We start from the raw sequence: 19,460 nt of genomic DNA, 5'->3' as shown, positions 1-19,460 counted from the left end.
TCACATAAATCACTTTGTCCATATTATAAATATTTTACATGATCACTGTCAACTTTCATGCATCATGACAGCGATTCGGCTGATGATCACTTTGCAAACGACGAGAATGGGGACAGCCACAATCAGTCCGATGATCCCCCCTACTGTCTCCCCTACAAGCAATGCCAATATAATGAGAAGCGGATGCAAATGTAAGGAACGGCCAACGATGTTGGGAGACAAAATGTTTCCTTCCACGATTTGAATGATAAGATTGACAACAACGACGAGGAGCAGCGTCTTGGTAGAAATTGTAATTGCGATCACAACTGCCGGTGCCGCCCCAATCAATGGTCCGATGTACGGAATGATGTTGGTGAGACATACGAATGCAGCCAGTACAAAAGGATACGGCATGCCGATCCACCAGTATCCCAAGTAGGCGAATACCCCTACGATCAAGGCCACAATCATTTGTCCATGTATGTATTTGCCCAAGGATTCATTAATATCCCGCAGGACGATCAACACTTGCTTCCGATAAGCCTTTGGAACAATCGACATCCCCGTCTCATGCAATTGCTTCATATCCTTCAAAAAGTAAAAAGCGATAAACGGCACTATAGCAAAGGCGAACAGCTTTCCCATCGAATGACGGGCATTATCCACGAGTTTCGCTACGGAATGAGACATCCCCTCGTTCGACTGGATAATCACCCGGTCCACACCCTTCGAGATGCTATCCGGCAAGAAATACTTGCGTGCCTCCCACTCACTCATCCATGTATAGTACCAATCCATCAGGCGGGGAATATCGTCTGACAGCTCCACCAATTGTTTCGTAAAAACTGGGATGGCATTAATGATCGCAATGGTAATCACCAATACAAATGATCCATAAATGAGCAGGACTGCCATTAAGCGCGGTACTCTTCTTTTTTCTAGCAATTGCACGATCGGATGGAGCAAGTAAGCGATGACGAGTCCCAATATGACGGGAACGAGCACTTCCTTTATGAGCGAAAACAACTGTGACAGGACTGGTCGGAGCAGCCAAAGCAGATTGCCGATGACCAAAATTGCGATGAGCCAAACAGCAGCAGCAAATAGACGACTTCGCCGAAGTTCATCCACGTTCCCCAACTCCTCCCTATTTGCAAACATCTTTTTTAGCTTGTCTCATTCACATAAATTTCATGTAACCTATTGACACACAATTTCGTGTTCAGTAGTATGTAATTACAAGAGGATATCTCCAAAGGGGAGTAGCTTTTTCGCAACATAGTCGTCATTACGGGATTTTTCCCCGGCTATGTTGGCAACATTTTCGAAAATGTTGTAAGCAAGACCTTTGCCGACCAGGTAAAAGGTCTATTTTTGTTTTCAAAATGACCTTTGCCTGTCCCGGGAAAGGTCGTTTTCTTTTTCGCCCCTTTACACACACTATAGGAGGTATCAAGAAAACGGCCAGCGGATTATTCGCTTCCAAAATGGATTAGGAGGAGGAAGAGAAATGGATTTATTGTTAAGCCCTGAGTTCTGGACTGCATTACTCTCTATCGTTATCATCGATCTGGTGCTGGCCGGGGACAATGCCCTCGTCATCGGGATGGCGGCTCGTAACCTGCCTGCTCATCAGCAAAAGCAAGCTATCATCTGGGGAACGATTGGTGCAATTGTCATTCGTGCATTGGCGACACTCGCTGTCGTTTGGTTGTTGAAAATTCCTGGTCTGCTGCTTGTAGGTGGTTTGATTCTCATTTGGATCGCTCTCAAGTTGCTGATTCAAGATAATGGTCATGAGAATATGAAAGCAAGTGGAACACTTGGCGCAGCGATTTGGACGATTATCGTAGCCGACACAGTAATGGGCTTGGATAACGTAATCGCGGTTGCTGGTGCAGCACATGGTGATTTCCTTCTGGTAGTTATCGGTTTGATCATCAGTGTTCCGATCATGGTATGGGGTAGCACCTTGATCTTGAAGCTGATCGAGAAATATCCGATCGTTATTTATATCGGTTCTGGAGTATTGGCGTATACCGCTGCGAACATGGTAACAAGCGAAAAGTTCCTCACACCATTCTTTGCTGCATACCCTTGGGTGAAATGGGTATTCATCGTAGCTGTTGTGGTTGGTGTCCTGTTGATCGGACGCATGAAAAGCCAACAGCAAAAACGCTTGGCAGAACAATCTTAATGCAAAGCAAGGCTCCGTCGTTTCCGCGACGGAGCTTTTGCATGTATGTCGATGTCAAAAAAAAGCACCCGAACACAGTGTATGTTCGGGTGTTTATTTACGTTCCACTTCACTGTTGTGTTAACGAGTAACGGCACGCATCAGCTTGCGACCTGATTTCCACATACGCGTTACATCACGCATGGAGAAGGGCAACTGATTCCAATTCAATGAAAACCGATTGCGACGTCGTGGAGCCATCCAATAGCCAATGATCGCCACAATTCCGCTTGTGGCAAGAACCCGTAACAGGCCTCGAGTGAACAAGCGTGCCACCTCCATTGGTTTTGCCGCTCAAATTCACTACATATTCAAGTGAGCGGTTACTGTCTGATCCTCAATAAACAGATCGTTGAGCGAATGCAAAGATCCATCTTCCTCAACCTGATAGACAGAAGCGATCTGCTCATTGGAAACGCTCATTTCTATAAAGCAGTTCCAGCAATAGTATTGATTGGTTCCAATCTTTCCTACGTCTTTGGAACTGCAATTCGGGCATATGACACGCATCACGCTTTTCCTCCCTTTCACGCCTGGCCACGAACTAGTCCGGCACGATCAGGTTTTCTTCCCCGACGATTACGGATGCTGGTGCAGGGAGGCGCTTTCGTCCTTCCGTAATATCTGCAAACCAGCCATTCGATAGTTCGTACCCTACAAGTTTCTCCCAGTTGGCTGAAAAGTAAACGTCTTCCAGCCTCCCCAAACACTCTCCGGAAGCGGTAATCACCGCTTTTCCTTTTAACTTCGTCTTTCCCGTCACAATGCCGACAGGTTCTAGACCGGCGAGATGAGGTAAGGGCGTGATCGCGTCTTTTCCCGATACGGTAAGGCAGGACTCCCCGACCGCATGAATATGTTCGGTAGGAATATAGGTACCTGATTGGAACCAGCCCTGTTCGCTCAGCAAGACTCCTCGTACATGCCAAGTGGAGTCGCAAAGAATGTCACGCACGGTTCCAATCGTCTCCCCTGTTTGAAGGCAAACAACTGGCAATCCGACTGCATCCATTGCCTTGCGCATGTGGGACATCCCCCTTCCGCCTTGTTAGTATCAGGCGAAATGGACACGTCCATTCGGCGCAAATGGTTCCAACTTCACTCTTGCTTTAGCCGTTCCTCCAGGTAACTGTACCGTACACCTTCCTCATCAGACTCTACAGCAGCACGGAACGCATCCGGCTCTCCACACATGATGAGGAATGATTTGCTCCGGGTAATCCCGGTATAGACCAGCTTACGTCTGAGCATACGGTAGTAGCTCTTGACAAACGGCATGATCACAATCGGAAATTCGCTGCCTTGAGACTTATGAACCGAGCAGCAGTAGGCAAGCGTCAGCTGATGATAATCCGAACGCTTGTACACCACTTCCCGGTTATCAAAGGCAGCGACCAGCATCTCCTGGTTCTCCGCATTTTCATTCGGGAAAAAGATGGCGACGATCTCACCCATGTCACCGTTAAACACCTGTTCTTCAGCATTGTTCACCAATTGCAGAACCTTGTCTCCTGTACGGAAAGTCGTCTCACCAAAAGTAACTTCTCGCTTTTGCGGCGTTTTCGGATTAAACAGCTCCTGCAATTCTTCATTCAACCGGTTCACTCCGGCATTACCTTTATAGATAGGGGCTAATACCTGAACATCTTTTGCCGTATATCCTTTTTTTACGGCTCCGAAGCAAATTTGTTTCACTGCTTCCGGAACTTCTTGTGGCAAACTTGTGAAGAATCGCCGATCCGGGGTGGTGTGAAGCAAATCTGCCGGTACATTCCCCTTGCGTACATCATGGGCCAACCGAATAATGGTGGACTCTTCTGCTTGCCGATAAATTTCTGTCAGCTGTACCAGAGGTAACAATCCAGATCGAATCATATCCAATAGGACGTTGCCTGGTCCTACGGAAGGCAACTGGTCAGGGTCACCTACCATAATGATCTGCATGTCGTCTGGGACCGCACGAAACAATTGATTTGCGAGCCAGATATCGACCATGGACATTTCATCCACAATTAATAGCCGGCCACGGATTGGGTGCTCCGCGTCATGATCGAAGCTCTCCCCTTTGTAACCTAGCAAGCGATGAATGGTCATTGCCGGTAAACCCGTAGTCTCTGTCATACGTTTTGCTGCACGCCCAGTAGGAGCCACAAGAACGATCGGGAACGGATTTTCTTCGTTGTATTTTTTCAAGTCCAGAGACAATCCATGAAGCTGAGAAAAGACCCGACAAATCCCACGAATGACTGTCGTTTTCCCCGTACCAGGTCCCCCTGTCAAAAGCATCAGACCTGCTTTGATCGCCTGTTCAATGGCATCACGCTGCGTCTGGGCATACGTAATTCCCAGCTCATCCTCGACCGCCCCTAACGCACGGTAAAATTCCGATGTCGGGAACGTACCGAAATCATCCCGCGCAGCGAAGTGACGCAGTCTTTTGGCAAGACCGAGCTCGGCAAAAAACAGCGAGGGCAAATACACCCGCTCATCTTCCCAGGCAATTTTGCTCGACACAAACAGGGCTTCCACTGCCAGTTGAATATCGTCTCCAGAAAAGACGTGCCCCCCACACTCTTCAAGAAGGCGCAGTGTTTTTTCACAAAGCTCCTCCACAGGCAAATAAACATGTCCTTCTGAATACGAAGCCTCCTGTAAAACGAAGAGAGCCGCCGCCTTCACACGTTCTTCTGAGGAAGCAGCGATTCCAGTTGCCCGAGCAATGTCATCTGCCCGCTTAAAGCCGATTCCTACGACATCCTCAATCAACCGGTAAGGCTCTTCCTTCAGCACTGTCATCGTTTCCAGCTTGTAGGTCTGATAAATACGCAGCGCCATGTTCACACCAATGCCGAAGTCGTACAAGAAAACCATGGCACTTTCCAAGGAACGATGCTCGACTACTGAATCATAAATCGTTTTGGCTCGTTGTTCAGAAATACCTGGTACCTCAGCCAATCGCTCCGGGAAGTCCGCGATAATCGACAGCGCATCTACCCCGAGCTGCTCGACAATCCGTTTAGCCATCTTCTTTCCGATCCCTTGAAACAAGCCACTGGCTAAGTATCGCTCAACCCCTGCCAATGTTTTCGGTGTTTCACGTTCATAGCGCTTTGCTACGTACTGCTGGCCAAAACGAGGGTGTGTCTTCCATTCACCGTAAAAGGTGTACAGTTCATCTGGATGCGGGCGAGGAAAATTACCGACAATAATGACCTCCGATTCTTTAATCGATTCGGTAGTCTCTTCTATCTTTAGACGGATAACTCCGTACCAGGTTTCTTCCTTGTAAAAAATTTCTTGAGAAACAAATCCTCGAATGTAGGTTTCAGCAAACAGCGAGATTGACTGCTGCTCGTCCATCAAAACGCCTCCTTACATAAAAACCGTTCCAGAAAGGAAAAATCCACTTCTCTTGAAAGTGGATTTCTCATATGCTCGTCTTAAATTGTAAATCGTTTTACTTGTTCTGACAACTGCTCGGCCATTTTCGCAAGCGTTTCTGATGCTGCTGTCATTTCCTCGGACGTTGCTGTCTGTTCTTCAGACGCTGCTGCCACTTCCTGCGTATCTCTGGCTGCTGTTTCCGCAAGTCCAGCTATTTTTTCAGAGTGACTCACCAATTGGACTGTATCGCGATGAATCGCTTGGGCTGCATCGTTCATACGATGTACTTGCTGGCTGACGTCTTGAACGGCCACCAAGATTTGCTGGAAGCTGTCTCCTGCCTGGGCCACTCCTTCGCGTCCATCCTGTATAGCGACTGCAGTCGTTCCTATTGCCGATACAGCGGCGAGAATATCTGTATGGATCGTATGAATCAAGCCTGCGATCTCTTCTGCAGCCTCACCCGATTGCTCAGCCAGCTTACGTACCTCCTGAGCAACAACCGCAAAGCCGCGTCCCTGTTCCCCCGCCCGTGCAGCCTCGATGGCGGCATTCAAAGCCAATAGATTCGTCTGGTTGGATATTTGACGAATGATCGTGATGATTCCCATGATTTGCTCGGATTGAGAGCCAAGCTCGCGGATAACCTGCTCCGTACTACGGGCATGATCCGTGATTTGATCCATTTCTTGTACGAGCTCTTGCAGCTTGCCTTCACCAACCTGTGCCAACCGATTCGCGTCTGTCGCATCAGCATTTACTTGAGAGGTCGAGACTGCAATGAGTTGGATATCTCCACCGATGCGAGACAAAAAGCGTACTGTATCCGTCACCGTTTGTTTTTGTTGTTCAGAACCTGTAGCGATTTCCGAAGAAGCCACGGAAATCTGTTCGGAAGCACGTGCACTTTCTGTCGCACTCGCTGTTAATTCTTCCGAAGCTGCCGCTACCTGCTGGGCTACTCGCTGCACCTCATTGACCATACTGCGAAATACCCCCATCATCTCATTGTACATCGACGATAATTCTCCAAGCTCGTCTCGGGAACGTACAGTCACTTCCGTGGTCAAATCTCCAGTCTCTGCACGCTTCATTGCCGATACCAGCTCTTTTAGCGGTCGTACCAGCTTGTTGACAATAAAAATGCCTGTGACCAGCGCTAAGGTGGCACTAATCAGGTTGAGGAGAAACATCATCGGACGACTGCTCTCAATCGTCGTCAGCAAATCATTCTCGTAGCTCCCAATAGCTAGAATCCACCCGTTCGGAAGCTGCTTATACGCCGCCACTTTGGTAGAGCCGCCGAATTCATATTCGATCCATCCATTTTTTTGAGCGAGCATGACTTGCGTGAATTCTTCATTCGCCAAAGAGGTATTCTCGACTTTCGGGTCTGGATGAAAGATGGCAATTCCACTCGCATCCAAGATATAGGCGTAGCCAACCATGCCATTTGGCTTGTAATATTTTTCTGCCACTTCGCGTGTTATTTCATTAATTTTCTGTCTGCTCTCCTCATTAATCGTTGCATCTTGAGCGTAAACAGCCAGCTCACGTGCCTTCATTTCCGTTATGAATTGCAAGTCGGATACAGCCAGCTTGTATAGCGCGCTGCGTGCATTTTCAAATTGGATATAACCGACGACCATTAATGGAAGCATGGTTAGGATGAGTATCGTAAACACCAGTTTGTAGCGAATAGAGTAGCGTCTGGCCAACATGAAAGTCCTCTCCTTATCGGATGATCCGAATTATGTAGTTCTTCAGGATTAGTACCACAGCATCATTTTACCATCCTCTTCCACAATTCACCACAAACTCCAATAAGAAACTCGCTTTTGCTCAAATGAAAAAGCCGCTTGGCTTCATCCAAACGGCTTTCATCCTTCGTTATTCGCGTACCAAACGCTTTACAATCGCAGCAATCGCTGTAGCAGCTTGCTTCGCCTCTTCCACCGTATTCGTAATTCCAAAGCTGAAACGAATGGCTGAATGCGCAATCTTCTCGTCCAAGTGCATTGCTTTCAGCACGTGTGACAGCTCTAATGATCCGGATGTACAAGCTGAGCCGCTCGCTGCTGCAATCTTGGCGATATCCAAATTCATCAGCATGGTTTCTGTATGTGCACCAGGGAAGGACACATTGAAAATATGAGGCAATACCTGCTCACTATGTCCATTCAGGCAGAACGTAATTCCTGCTTCCTGCCAGACTGCGATCATCGCTGCTTTCATCTGTTCATACTTTTCAACCCGCTCCGCCATTTCCTCACCAGTGACCTTTGTCGCTTCGGCAAACCCAACAATCCCGGCGAGGTTTTCCGTTCCCGCTCTGCGTTTGCGCTCTTGCGAACCGCCGTGCAAAATCGGGGCAAACGGAACCTTACGCGCTAAATACAAAGCGCCGACTCCTTTTGGACCATTAATTTTATGAGCAGATACCGAGAGCATATCAACAGGCAGCTTTCGTGCATGGACAGGCAGTACACCAAAAGCCTGTACAGCATCCGTATGAAAAACAATCCCTTTTTCACGCAGGAAGGTACCAATTTCCTCGATTGGCTGAATCGTTCCTACTTCGTTGTTCCCGTACATAATGGACACCAGTACTGTATCCGGGCGAACCGCTTGTTTCAGGTCATCCAAACGGACCATGCCTGTCTGGTCAACAGGCAAGTACGTCACTTCAAATCCAGCCTGCTCCAAAAATTCACAAGCATGCAAGACTGCATGGTGCTCGATTTGCGAAGTAATGACGTGACGACCACGTTCGCGCTGTGCCATTGCTGCGCCGATGATCGCCATATTGTCCGCTTCTGTCCCGCCACTCGTAAAGATAAGTGATTGCGGATCAGCATCCATAAAGTCGGCAATCGTGTCTCTCGCATGCTCCAATGCTTTTCGCGCTTCGCGACCTGCACCATGGACACTGGATGGATTCCCGAATACTTGAGTCAAATAGGGAGTCATTGCAGCAACTACACGCGGATGTACAGGCGTTGTAGCTGCATGGTCAAAATACAATAGATCTGACACTGCTGTCACCTTCTACCAACTTTTATTCTAGATGTAAAACATATAATTATCGGCAGGACCATCGTCTTCAAAGCTGATCAAGTCTTGAAGGGAAGTCGAATCCAGAACAGCAGAAATACTATCCCGAATACGCAGCCATAAAAAACGCTTGGCCGGATCTTCTTCCTCTGCAAATTCCACAGGGCTGATCGGTCCTTCCAGCACGCGAATCACATCACCAGCAGAAATCTCATCCGGCTGCTTTGCCAGAACGTAACCGCCATATGCGCCACGAATGCTTTTTACCAAACCCGCGTTACGCAGAGGTGCAATCAATTGCTCCAAATAATGCTCGGACAAATCGTGTTTTTGGGCGATGCTCCGCAGTGAAGTCGGCCCTTCTCCGCAACGGTTGGCCAATTCCATCATGATCGTCAGCCCGTAACGTCCTTTCGTCGAAATCTTCACGTTAACAACTCTCCTCTTTGTATCGGTAATACGCGCCCGCCCCCTACATGTCTTCTGTATCGTGGGACACACTAACATCTTAGGGGGTGATATGCAGATGGCAACGAACAAACGCTCGGAACGAGGTCGCAACCACCCGTCCGAAACCTTGTACGACCAACCCGCAGGCACGATTGCTCACAAAGCCCGTTACGGTGCGAGTGAGCAGAGCAAACAACCGAATGAAAACGGTGATTTGCCCAATAAACCAGGCGGAAATGTCCGCACTTAAAATGCTAGCTCCCCCATTATTCGGGGGAGTTTTTCCTTGGCAATCCACTTCCATCCATCTTCTGTCGTTCTTCCTGGAAGCGGCGAATGTGACGCTCATAGCCGTGATCCTTTGGCTGGTAGAACGAGTAGTTTACACCGTCAGGCAGATACTGTTGAGGTACATACCCATATGGATAGTTATGTGGATACAGATATCCCTGACCGTGTCCCAGCTTCGCAGCTCCCTTGTAAGCAGAATCTCGCAGGTGAATCGGCACTTGCTTGTGACCATCCGTTCGGATACGATCCAACGCAGAATTAATTCCGTTGTAAGCGGCATTGCTTTTAGGGGCAGTTGCCAGGTACGTCGTCGCTTGTGCTAAAGGGATACGCCCTTCAGGCATCCCCACCAATTCTACCGCCTGAAAGCAGGAGATCGCAACTGTGATCGCTTGCGGGTCAGCATTTCCGATGTCCTCTGAAGCCGAAATGACCAAACGGCGAGAAATGAACCGCGGATCTTCTCCGGCATCGATCATTCTCGCCAACCAGTAAAGAGCTGCGTCCGGATCAGAACCACGAATGGATTTAATAAAAGCGGAGATCGTGTCGTAATGGTTGTCCCCACTCTTATCGTAGCGCACAGCCCTGCGTTGAATGGATTCTACGGCGACGTCCAGCGTCACCGTAATTCGTCCATCCGCTCCTGGTTGCGTCGTTGTCACTGCCAGCTCCAATGCGTTCAGCAAACGTCTGGCATCCCCTTCCGCGTATTGAATCAAATGCTCTGCCGCTTCCGGTTCTACGTTGACAAATAACTCCGCCAATCCGTTTTCTTCATCTGTAAGTGCCCGATCCATGACCTGCTTCAATTCCTCATGAGAAAGCGATTGAAGGGAAAACACTTGTGAACGCGACAAAAGCGCCGGATTCACCTCGAAAAAAGGATTCTCCGTCGTAGCGCCAATCAAAATGATCGTACCTTCCTCCACATAAGGAAGAAGGGCGTCCTGTTGCGATTTATTGAAGCGGTGAATCTCGTCTACGAACAACGTTGTCCGCTGACTGTCCATGACGAGCCGCTCTTTTGCCGCATCCACCACTTTGCGGATGTCAGCGACACCGGCCGTAACAGCATTTAACTCGGAGAAATGAGTACGTGTGGTCCCGGCAATGACTTTTGCTAGCGTTGTTTTCCCTGTACCTGGAGGTCCGTAAAAAATGACAGAGGACACTTGATCTGCTTCAATCGCGCGTCGAAGCAGCTTTCCAGGAGCCAAAATATGCGATTGCCCGATTACATCCTGAATCGTTTGCGGCCGCATCCGTGCAGCCAATGGCTTCTGTTTGCCCCCACCCTGCTGGTCGTAGGCAAACGTGAATAAATCATTCATGTTCCACTATCCTTTTACAGGCTGCCACTCCAGAATATCTCTTGCCACTACACTGGCCAAAATTAAACCAGCCACAGAAGGCACGAAAGCATTGCTTGCTGGAGGCATCCGCACTTTGCTAATCGGTGAATTCGGGTTGGAAACGATCTGTTCGCGTACATCTACACGTACGGTTACGGGAATCTCACGGGAATATACAACTTTTACCCCTTTGTAGATACCGCTTTTCCGTAGCTCACGACGAATGACCTTTGCAATCGGATCATAACTCGTTTGGGAAATATCGGCAACCTCAAAACGAGTCGGGTCCATTTTGTTGGCCGCACCCATGCTAGAAATAATAGGGATATTGCGACGCTTCGCTTCCTTAATTACATGGAGCTTCGCGGACATAGTGTCCATGGCATCCACGATGTAATCCAGTTCATGCTCAAACAGCGCATTCGCTGTTTCTTCATTGTAAAACATATTGAGAGTTACGACCTCGCACTCTGGATTGATCGTCGCGACACGCTCCTTCATGAGCTCAGCCTTTTTTTGACCGACTGTGTTCAGCGTCGCGTGGATTTGGCGGTTGATGTTCGTAATGTCTACTACATCCTTATCTACCAAAACGAGCTTGCCTACACCTGTACGTGCGAGTGCTTCTACTGTAAAGGAACCGACTCCGCCAATTCCTAATACAGCAACACGGCTATTTTTCATTTTTTCCAAACCTTCGGGACCGAAGGCCAATTCACAACGAGAAAATTGATGAAGCATATTTCGTGTCACCTTTCATTCGCAAGCGAGATTATTGGGGTAGTTCAATGCGCAACTTATAGTCAATCGGAAAAGTAGGATTGAAGAAGAAAAAAGGAGCCCCATTATGCCGTGTTGCTCCTTAGTTTTGAACCTGCTCATCGCAGGTGGGTGTCTTGCCGAACTGTTACAGACGTCCACTCTAAGGAGGCATGCCTTTACAATCACGGACGAAAAACTCCCTAAACAAACTTTGTGGCTCAAAACTATCGGATGTCACGAGCATCGCAGGGCTTTCATCATAGTATTACCAATGTATCAAAGAGCAATGCAGTTGCGCAAGTCGATTACGCTTCCACCTTTTCTTCTTCTGTGACAATTGTTGTAATGGACAACTCTTTCAATTGTTTTTCGTCTACTACATCTGGAGCGTTTACCATCAGGTCGCTCGCACTTGCTGTTTTCGGGAATGCAATGACTTCGCGCAGGTTGGTGCGGCCAGCCAAAAGCATGATCAGACGGTCCAAGCCGAGAGCGATTCCACCGTGTGGAGGTGTACCGTATTCGAATGCATCCATGAGGAAGCCGAATTGTTTCCGCGCCTCTTCTTGTGTAAAGCCAAGTGCGGTAAACATTTTTTCTTGCACTTCACGCTTGAAGATACGCATGGAACCTCCGCCGAGCTCGTATCCATTGAGAACCATGTCGTACGCTTGTGCGCGCATTTGACCTGGATCGGTGTCGAACAGGTGCAGGTCTTCGTCTTTTGGACGTGTGAACGGATGGTGCAGGGCAACGTAGCGTTTTGCATCCTCATCCCACTCTACCAGCGGGAAGTCTACCACCCAGAGGAATGCGAACTGGCTTTGGTCAATCAGACCAAGTTCAGCACCCAGCTTGGAACGAAGAGCACCCAGTGCATCTGCTACTACTTTTGGTTTGTCAGCAACGAACAGGAGCAAGTCGCCTTCTTCTACCGCCAGACGTGCTTTCATCTCGTTGATTTCTTCTTCTTTAAAGAACTTCGCAATTGGCCCTTTGATCTCGCCGTCTTTGAAGCCGATCCAAGCCAAGCCTTTCGCGCCGTAACGGGAAGCGAATTTGCCCAGGTCGTCTGCTTCTTTACGGGAGTAGTGTCCGCAACCTTTTGCGTTGATCGCTTTTACTTGTCCGCCGCCAGCTACTGCTGCTGCAAACACCTTGAAGTCGCTTGTTGCAACCAGATCAGATACATCTGTCAGCTCCATGCCGAAACGTACGTCTGGTTTGTCAGAACCGTAACGCGCCATTGCATCCGCATACGTGAGACGAGGGAATGGAGTCGGTACGTCTACGCCAACCGTTTGTTTGAATACGTGAGCGACCATCTTTTCCATCATTGGCAGAATTTCTTCCATAGACAGGAAAGAGGTTTCAATGTCCACTTGGGTAAATTCAGGCTGACGGTCAGCACGCAGGTCTTCGTCACGGAAGCAACGAGCGATTTGGTAATAGCGCTCCAAACCGGATACCATCAAAAGCTGTTTGAACAGCTGTGGCGATTGCGGCAGTGCATAGAACTCGCCTGGATGTACACGGGAAGGCACGAGGTAGTCACGTGCGCCCTCAGGAGTGCTCTTCTGGAGAATTGGTGTTTCTACTTCCACGAAGTTGTTCTCATCCAAGTAGTCACGGAACGCTTTCGCTGCTTTGCTGCGCAAAATCAGGGAGCGCTGCATTTCTGGACGGCGCAAGTCCAGGTAGCGGTATTTCAGACGAACTTGTTCATCTACATCGATCTCGTCTTCAATCAGGAACGGAGGCGTTTTTGCATCGTTCAAGATTTCGATTTCAGAGATATGCACTTCTACTTCACCGGTTTTCAGCTTTGGATTGACTGCTTCTGGTGCACGGTTTACAACTTTCCCTTTTACAACCAGTACGTATTCGCTGCGAACCTTGTCAGCCGCTTCCCAAGCTTCTTTGTTGTACTCCGGGTTGAATACGATTTGGACGATGCCAGTGCGGTCACGGAAGTCAATGAAGATGACGCCCCCGAGGTCGCGACGCTTTTGTACCCATCCGTTCAGTACGACTTCCTGCCCAACGTGTGCTGTTGTTACTTCTCCACCATGTACGGTGCGATATTGCCAAGACATGATCATTTCCCCCAACGATTTGTTTTTATTGATTTGCTTTCGCAGCGAGTACCGAAACGAGTTCCTCGCGTTTCACTTCTTGTTGCTCGCCTGTTGCCATTTCCTTTAGAACAACCGTGCCATTCGCTAATTCAGACTCACCGATGATCGCCGTAAAACGAGCCTGTAGACGATCTGCTTGCTTCAGCTGTGCTTTCATTTTCCGATCCAAATAATCCAGCTCAGCCGCAATCCCTGCTTGGCGCAATTGGTCGACGAGAACGAAAGCTGTTGTTTTCGCTTCTGGTGTCTGCACCACTACGAAGCAATCGATGCCACCCGAGATTGGCAGTTGAACACCTTGCTTTTCCAGAGCCAACAGCAGACGCTCGATACTGAGTGCGAAGCCGATGCCCGGCATATCGTCGCCGCCCAGCTCTGCAACCAGTCCGTTGTAGCGCCCACCGCCACAAAGCGTTTCTACCGCACCGATCTCCGCCATTTTGATTTCAAATGCGGTCAGTGTGTAATAGTCCAAGCCGCGAACCAGACGCGGATTTACATGAAACGGAATATCCAGTGCGGTCAAGTAGTTTTGTACGGCTTCGAAGTGTGCCGCAGATTCCTCGCTCAAGTAGTCCAAAATGGACGGAGCGTCCATCGTCAGTGTTTTGCATTTTTCGTTTTTGCAATCGAGCACGCGCAGCGGATTGCGATCTATACGAGATTGGCAATCCTCGCACAGCTCGGAGCGAACACCGTTCAAATGTGCGAGCAAATGCTCACGGTGACGCGCTCGGTCTTCTACCGTACCTACGCTGTTCAATTCCACAGAAAGTCCTGTCAATCCGAGCTCCTGATACAGACGAATCGCAAGACCAATGACTTCTGCATCGATCGCTGGATCGCTTGAGCCGATCGCTTCTGCACCGAATTGGACGAATTGGCGATAGCGGCCTGCTTGCGGGCGCTCGTGACGGAACATCGGTCCCAGGTAGTACAGCTTGGTAGGCTGATTAGGCACACCGTACAGCTTGTTTTCCACGTAGGAGCGAACAACACCCGCTGTCCCTTCTGGACGCAGCGTGAGAGCATCCGTACTGCGCGGATTGGCTACACTGTACATTTCTTTTTCCACGATATCCGTGGTCTCGCCTACACCCCGTTGGAACAACTCTGTGCTCTCAAACAGCGGCGTACGAATTTCCGCGTAATTGGAGCGGCGACACAGATCGCGGGCCTTGGCCTCCACGTAGTGCCACAGCTCTACAGTACCAGGCATGATATCCTGCGTACCGCGTGGGATCTGGATTCTTGTCATTCCTCTCGAACCTCCATGTCTTTTCAAAAACTCGGGCTAAAGCCAAACCTTCAGGATCAAGGAACCTTTATTTACGACCAAATAAAAAAGTCCCTCGTCTCCTGACATTTAGCAAATCGCCGCATGTCAGGGACGAGAGACTGGTTATACTCCCGTGGTGCCACCCTGTTTGAATAGCCCTACAATCACAAAAGGCTATCCCACTTATTAGCCGTTAACGCCGGCACACGCCTGCCAGTTACTGGGGAAAGAGGTTTCTTTCAGCCGTTCACTGCGGTCTTCAGGGATGTCATTCACCAAGCCGTTATACGAAAGCACTCTCAGCCACGGCGCTTTCTCTCTGGGCATCCGGTTCCTGGATACTTGTTCCCGTCATCAGATCATTTCTTATTCAATAAAAAAGCTTAATGTGAATCATAGCAAACCCGTCAACAGCCGTCAACAGGCGCTCGAATAAAACTTTTTTTATTAAGGATCAGTATATCCATCACTTACTTGCCAGATACCTGTCCAGCCGTTCTCGCCCCTGAATAGATCTCATCCAAATCACGGAGTTTGTTTTCGACTAATATCTTGTACGTGTCATTGTACGTTTTCGGGTCCTTTGGATTCGGAAACCGCGTCAGCTTGCCGCTTCCTGGAGCCATCAGCTTGGATACTGCACCACAGCCTAGACCAAGGATGGTTTGTACCTCTTCCATGATCATGATGTTGTAGATGCTCTCCTGCCCTGGCTCGGCAGCATATCCGACATTCTCCAGATTTCCCAAAATGTTTTTCTGCCGATACAAATAGTACGGGTCATAGCCGTTCGCCGCTGTCCACTCGGAGGCCATCTCCATCATCTTGCTAATTTCATCGCGACTGGCTACCTTGTAGCGGTCTTTGTTCTGCGTCATTTCTGATGCTCTTTTGAAAGACAGCGTATGAACCGTCAGGGAGGCGGGCATCAGCTTTTCTACCTCTTGGAGACTGTGCGCCAGCTCGGCTACGCCTTCGTTTGGCAGCCCAATAATCAGGTCCATATTAATATTGGTCAAACCCATCTCCATAGCCAGATGGTATTTCTCAATCGTCTCTTCGACGGTGTGATGGCGTCCGATCGCCTGGAGCGTCTCCTGCGTGAACGACTGTGGATTAATGCTGATCCGATCCACTTCCCACTGCTTCATCACATCGAGCTTTTCGCGTGTAATCGTGTCGGGTCTTCCCGCCTCAACGGTCAATTCACGCACATCTCCCATGTGTGGGAACGAACGATGCATCGTCTCAAACAGCTGGTTCATGTCATCTGCGGTAATACTCGTAGGGGTTCCGCCACCGAAATAAATGGACGTAATCCGTTGGTCATTCGCGCGAAGCCACTCTCCCATCCGCTCCATCTCGTAATGGAGGCCTTCGAGAAACGGGTTAACCGAAGCCGTATGACTGCGAATGGCGTAAGCAGGAAACGTACAGTACGCACACTTCGTCGGACAAAATGGAATGCCGATATACACCGACAGTTCGCGATCAATTTGATACAAATCAGGCACGACGTAGAGCTGTTTGTCTACGATTTCTTGCAAGAGCTTTAGCTTGTATGGACGCAAAATCACATCCTGCTGCAATCTCTTGTGTGATTCCTGTCTGTCTACACCAGCGGCGTTCAACTGATGCAGCAGTTTCGTCGGGCGTATCCCGGTCAAAATACCCCAGCCTTGCTCCATGCCCGTGTATTCTTCCAACATCAATAACAGCGCATAGCACAGAGCTTGCTTGGCCGTCTTTTTCATCGCTTTTTCATCACGTGCTACGTAGTCTCTCTCCACCTGATGGGAGATGCTTCGTTTGCCATTGTATAACTCTCCCGAAGCTACGACTCCATTTTCATGCACGGTCAATGCCAGCTTGATTTTTAAATCAGCCTCACCTGTCCACGCGGGCACAAAAGCGAGCGCTGGATCTTCGTAAAATAACGCGAGAATTAAGGAGAGTTCCCGCTCGAATGCGTGTCCCTCACATATGATCTGTATCATGGAGTTCACCTGCTTTTTTCAAAAATGCCACTCCTCATCATAGCCGACGACAATTACTCGGGTCAACTAGACAAGTTGTGGCATCATGTGCAAGGTCACTTTCGTTTTTGCCGAGGGTGTTGGTTATCCCGCAAGCCTGGATAAAAATCTTGGGCCGTTTCTACATTTTGTAGTGACGTTTCTTTCTCCAAATCGTCTTGAAAATCAACAGACAAAAACTGCCGATTCAATCCTTGCGCGAATGTTTCCTTCTTTGACTGTCTCACGATGAATTCCTCCTGAAAAGCTGCGTGCGCTAGCATCTAGTAAACTTTAGTATTGCCTTACCAGCTGAAAAGCAATCAGGGAACCGATGCAGAACTTTGTCGTTTTTTGCAGGAAAAAGCAGGAGAAATAGCGAAGTGATTATTTTGGTAAAAACATGCAAGATCGCAATGAATTCTAAAAGCTACGTATTTCGGAAAGGATGTCTATCGTGTTTGTTCGTCAAAAGATCCTGAGGAGTCTCCTGACTGTCGTCTGTGCCATTTCCCTCCCCGTTTCTGCAGCTTGGGCCGCCGGTTCTGTTCAGGTCACCGTGGACAAGCTCAATGTCCGTTCAGGTCCTAGCCTCCAAGACGCTATCGTCACTACACTGCCGAACAAAACTGTGCTGCCCGTCATCTCCACCAAAAATGAGTGGATTCAGGTAAAGCTTCCGAACGGTCAAAGCGGTTGGGTAGCGAACTGGCTCGTCAACACACAGCAGCAACAGCAACAACAGAAACAGCAACAACTGAAACCAGCAACTACATCTGCCAAGCAAGTAGAGAGTACCACGACCAGTGTCAATGTTCGTTCTGGACCCGGTCAGACATATGCAGTTGTACAAACAATCAATCCAGGTACGCGCTACCCTATCGTGCAACAGAGTGGCGAATGGATCCAAATTCAACTCAACGCAGGAACAAAAGGCTGGGTCGCGAACTGGCTTGTAAAAGAAGCAGGTACGGGACAAGCAGTTTCTCCACCCTCTACTGGTAGCACACCCCCAGCAACCAATCCTGCGGGCACAGTCTCACAAACGAAGCCTCCTGCCGTACAAGGAGCCAGCCTAACCTTGGATTTCGCTCCGTACGTATACGCCACGCCAGATGCCAGTACACCTGCTATCGGTCAACTACATGCGGGCGAGAAAATCACGGTCTTGAACAGACAAAATGGTTGGGTTCAATTCCCTTACGATGGAGTCAACGCTTGGCTCTCCACCGATCAAACTAACCCGGACACAGGTCAACCGACTCTGCCCGAAAATGGAAATGGAAGCACGCCACCTCAGACAGGGCAACCATCTTCTTCAAGTCAAACGGCCACAGTAAAAACGGACGGATTGAATCTGCGCAGTGAACCGAATACAACCAGTGCTATTCAAGCTACACTTCCAGTCGGAAGCAAGCTGACTGTTTTGGAGAGTCGTGGAGACTGGTATCGTATCAACACAGCGGCCGGAAAAACTGGCTGGGTGGCAGGCTGGCATATTACAGTGAATCAACCAAACATACCTACTCCGAATGGCCCATACGTGACAATCATGAATCCAGATACCAATGTTCGTTCTGGTCCGAGTACCGATCACGATGTTATCAAACAGGTACAGCCTGGCGAGAAATACGGGATTGCCAATAAATCAGGCGAGTGGTTCCAAGTTAACTTCCTTGACGGCTCCACAGGCTACATTGCAGGCTGGCTCGTTTCTGCTAATGGTGCACAAGCAGTAGTACGCAGTAATGATCTTGCCGGCAAAGTTATCGTCGTCGATGCTGGACATGGTGGCACAGATGGTGGTTCGACTGGCTCCAGCTTCTCTACTTTAGAAAAAACGGTCAATCTGCAAGTATCTCTGCTCCTGCGCAACAAGCTGGAATCGGCAGGTGCCAAAGTCATCATGACACGGGCTGATGATCGCAAGCTGACCCTGCAACAACGCGTCGACATCGCAATTCAAAATCAGGCTGATATTTTTGTCAGCGTCCATCATAATACGCATCCAAACTCTGCAACGAATGGCTCGATTATTTTCTACTACAGCCAAGGTAACTCTAGCAAGCTCGCCTCCCTGGTTCAAACGGAACTGGTGAAAGCGACGAACTACAAGGACATGAATTATCGGTACGGAAACTATTTCGTTCTACGCGAAAACCCGGTGCCATCCATTTTGGCCGAGATCTCCTTCTTATCCAACTACAACGATGAGATTCGCGCACGTTCCGAGAAACAGCAGGATCTTGCAGCGGAAGGTCTGTTCAAAGGGATTGTCCAGTACTTTAATACACAAAGCAATCAGGGAGGCTGATCCCTCTCTCACCAAAACCCCCATGCGAAAGAAGCTGGCTCAAGCTCTCTCCTATGGGGGTTTCTTTTTAGCGCATCCGATCGTATCAAGGCAGGCAGGAATTCCGAAAGGATTTGCGAATATCATAAGGCATCGAAAGGAGTGATGACGGATGAAAAACAATCACAACATCAGCAAACGCACGGTATGGACGCAGGTGA

17 protein-coding genes and 1 other RNA gene are annotated in these 19,460 nt (G+C 49.0%); 3 read left to right on the top strand and 15 right to left on the bottom strand.

The window, feature by feature from the left end; genetic code table 11:
* Positions 1 to 48: 48 nt before the first annotated feature.
* On the bottom strand, positions 49 to 1,113 hold the full coding sequence (locus ACKKE8_RS10730; RefSeq protein ID WP_409178154.1) for an AI-2E family transporter: 1,065 nt from the start codon (positions 1,111 to 1,113) through the stop codon (positions 49 to 51).
* A 379-nt stretch (positions 1,114 to 1,492) separates the two neighbouring features.
* On the opposite strand from ACKKE8_RS10730, the gene ACKKE8_RS10725 reads away from it, so the two are divergent.
* Entirely contained in the window at positions 1,493 to 2,179 is a 687-nt protein-coding gene (locus ACKKE8_RS10725; protein ID WP_409178153.1) for a TerC family protein, read from the top strand.
* A gap of 120 nt (positions 2,180 to 2,299) precedes the next feature.
* Here the strand turns inward: ACKKE8_RS10725 and ACKKE8_RS10720 are convergent, their stop codons facing one another.
* The 7 genes from ACKKE8_RS10720 to cymR form a co-directional block, all read right to left on the bottom strand.
* On the bottom strand, positions 2,300 to 2,494 hold the full coding sequence (locus tag ACKKE8_RS10720; RefSeq protein ID WP_409179092.1) for a hypothetical protein: 195 nt from the start codon (positions 2,492 to 2,494) through the stop codon (positions 2,300 to 2,302).
* A 27-nt stretch (positions 2,495 to 2,521) separates the two neighbouring features.
* Positions 2,522 to 2,728 (bottom strand): hypothetical protein, encoded by a 207-nt coding sequence (locus ACKKE8_RS10715; protein WP_007717618.1) that lies wholly within the window; start codon positions 2,726 to 2,728, stop codon positions 2,522 to 2,524.
* Between the two features lie 34 nt (positions 2,729 to 2,762).
* Positions 2,763 to 3,242 carry a PRC-barrel domain-containing protein gene (locus ACKKE8_RS10710; RefSeq protein ID WP_106839314.1) on the bottom strand — a complete coding sequence of 160 codons (480 nt, stop codon included), beginning with the start codon at positions 3,240 to 3,242 and terminating at the stop codon, positions 2,763 to 2,765.
* Between the two features lie 74 nt (positions 3,243 to 3,316).
* On the bottom strand, positions 3,317 to 5,578 hold the full coding sequence (locus ACKKE8_RS10705; protein WP_409178152.1) for an ATP-dependent RecD-like DNA helicase: 2,262 nt from the start codon (positions 5,576 to 5,578) through the stop codon (positions 3,317 to 3,319).
* Between the two features lie 80 nt (positions 5,579 to 5,658).
* Entirely contained in the window at positions 5,659 to 7,323 is a 1,665-nt protein-coding gene (locus tag ACKKE8_RS10700) for a methyl-accepting chemotaxis protein (protein WP_409178151.1), read from the bottom strand.
* Between the two features lie 169 nt (positions 7,324 to 7,492).
* Complete coding sequence (locus ACKKE8_RS10695; RefSeq protein WP_409178150.1) at positions 7,493 to 8,638, bottom strand: cysteine desulfurase family protein; 1,146 nt, start codon at positions 8,636 to 8,638, stop codon at positions 7,493 to 7,495.
* A 27-nt stretch (positions 8,639 to 8,665) separates the two neighbouring features.
* A complete protein-coding gene (gene cymR, locus ACKKE8_RS10690) occupies positions 8,666 to 9,085 on the bottom strand; it encodes a cysteine metabolism transcriptional regulator CymR (RefSeq protein WP_017247589.1) in 420 nt (139 codons plus the stop codon).
* A gap of 97 nt (positions 9,086 to 9,182) precedes the next feature.
* Here cymR and ACKKE8_RS10685 point away from each other — a divergent pair, with 97 nt between their 5' ends.
* On the top strand, positions 9,183 to 9,356 hold the full coding sequence (locus ACKKE8_RS10685) for a hypothetical protein (protein WP_409178149.1): 174 nt from the start codon (positions 9,183 to 9,185) through the stop codon (positions 9,354 to 9,356).
* A 16-nt stretch (positions 9,357 to 9,372) separates the two neighbouring features.
* Here the strand turns inward: ACKKE8_RS10685 and ACKKE8_RS10680 are convergent, their stop codons facing one another.
* From ACKKE8_RS10680 to ACKKE8_RS10650, 7 genes are all read right to left on the bottom strand, one after another.
* On the bottom strand, positions 9,373 to 10,731 hold the full coding sequence (locus ACKKE8_RS10680; RefSeq protein ID WP_409178148.1) for an AAA family ATPase: 1,359 nt from the start codon (positions 10,729 to 10,731) through the stop codon (positions 9,373 to 9,375).
* A gap of 6 nt (positions 10,732 to 10,737) precedes the next feature.
* The gene (locus tag ACKKE8_RS10675) at positions 10,738 to 11,493 is read right to left on the bottom strand and encodes a ThiF family adenylyltransferase (protein ID WP_409178147.1); all 756 of its coding nucleotides are present in this window, start codon (positions 11,491 to 11,493) and stop codon (positions 10,738 to 10,740) included.
* 94 nt (positions 11,494 to 11,587) lie between these two features.
* A non-coding RNA gene (gene ssrS / locus ACKKE8_RS10670) (6S RNA) lies at positions 11,588 to 11,769 on the bottom strand.
* 50 nt (positions 11,770 to 11,819) lie between these two features.
* Positions 11,820 to 13,610 (bottom strand): aspartate--tRNA ligase, encoded by a 1,791-nt coding sequence (gene aspS / locus ACKKE8_RS10665; RefSeq protein ID WP_409178146.1) that lies wholly within the window; start codon positions 13,608 to 13,610, stop codon positions 11,820 to 11,822.
* Between the two features lie 25 nt (positions 13,611 to 13,635).
* Entirely contained in the window at positions 13,636 to 14,910 is a 1,275-nt protein-coding gene (gene hisS, locus ACKKE8_RS10660) for a histidine--tRNA ligase (protein WP_409178145.1), read from the bottom strand.
* A gap of 491 nt (positions 14,911 to 15,401) precedes the next feature.
* A complete protein-coding gene (locus ACKKE8_RS10655) occupies positions 15,402 to 16,928 on the bottom strand; it encodes a coproporphyrinogen III oxidase (protein WP_409178144.1) in 1,527 nt (508 codons plus the stop codon).
* A 95-nt stretch (positions 16,929 to 17,023) separates the two neighbouring features.
* Positions 17,024 to 17,194 (bottom strand): hypothetical protein, encoded by a 171-nt coding sequence (locus ACKKE8_RS10650; protein ID WP_409178143.1) that lies wholly within the window; start codon positions 17,192 to 17,194, stop codon positions 17,024 to 17,026.
* 200 nt (positions 17,195 to 17,394) lie between these two features.
* Between ACKKE8_RS10650 and ACKKE8_RS10645 the strand changes: the two genes are divergently transcribed.
* Entirely contained in the window at positions 17,395 to 19,260 is a 1,866-nt protein-coding gene (locus ACKKE8_RS10645) for an SH3 domain-containing protein (RefSeq protein WP_409178142.1), read from the top strand.
* The last annotated feature ends 200 nt before the right edge of the window (positions 19,261 to 19,460 follow it).

It is taken from the genome of Brevibacillus fortis (genome assembly GCF_046196545.1).
Taxonomy (GTDB): domain Bacteria; phylum Bacillota; class Bacilli; order Brevibacillales; family Brevibacillaceae; genus Brevibacillus; species Brevibacillus fortis_A.
This window is presented reverse-complemented; position numbering and strand designations above follow the sequence as displayed.

What these genes read in the sequence shown, in the direction of transcription:
- ACKKE8_RS10725 (WP_409178153.1), top strand. Translation starts at nt 1,493, where the DNA reads ATGGATTTATTGTTAAGCCCTGAGTTCTGGACTGCATTACTCTCTATC.
- ACKKE8_RS10715 (WP_007717618.1), bottom strand. Translation starts at nt 2,728, where the DNA reads ATGCGTGTCATATGCCCGAATTGCAGTTCCAAAGACGTAGGAAAGATT.
- ACKKE8_RS10710 (WP_106839314.1), bottom strand. Translation starts at nt 3,242, where the DNA reads ATGCGCAAGGCAATGGATGCAGTCGGATTGCCAGTTGTTTGCCTTCAA.
- ACKKE8_RS10705 (WP_409178152.1), bottom strand. Translation starts at nt 5,578, where the DNA reads ATGGACGAGCAGCAGTCAATCTCGCTGTTTGCTGAAACCTACATTCGA.
- ACKKE8_RS10700 (WP_409178151.1), bottom strand. Translation starts at nt 7,323, where the DNA reads ATGTTGGCCAGACGCTACTCTATTCGCTACAAACTGGTGTTTACGATA.
- ACKKE8_RS10685 (WP_409178149.1), top strand. Translation starts at nt 9,183, where the DNA reads ATGGCAACGAACAAACGCTCGGAACGAGGTCGCAACCACCCGTCCGAA.
- ACKKE8_RS10680 (WP_409178148.1), bottom strand. Translation starts at nt 10,731, where the DNA reads ATGAATGATTTATTCACGTTTGCCTACGACCAGCAGGGTGGGGGCAAA.
- ACKKE8_RS10675 (WP_409178147.1), bottom strand. Translation starts at nt 11,493, where the DNA reads ATGCTTCATCAATTTTCTCGTTGTGAATTGGCCTTCGGTCCCGAAGGT.
- aspS (WP_409178146.1), bottom strand. Translation starts at nt 13,610, where the DNA reads ATGTCTTGGCAATATCGCACCGTACATGGTGGAGAAGTAACAACAGCA.
- hisS (WP_409178145.1), bottom strand. Translation starts at nt 14,910, where the DNA reads ATGACAAGAATCCAGATCCCACGCGGTACGCAGGATATCATGCCTGGT.
- ACKKE8_RS10655 (WP_409178144.1), bottom strand. Translation starts at nt 16,928, where the DNA reads ATGATACAGATCATATGTGAGGGACACGCATTCGAGCGGGAACTCTCC.
- ACKKE8_RS10645 (WP_409178142.1), top strand. Translation starts at nt 17,395, where the DNA reads ATGTCTATCGTGTTTGTTCGTCAAAAGATCCTGAGGAGTCTCCTGACT.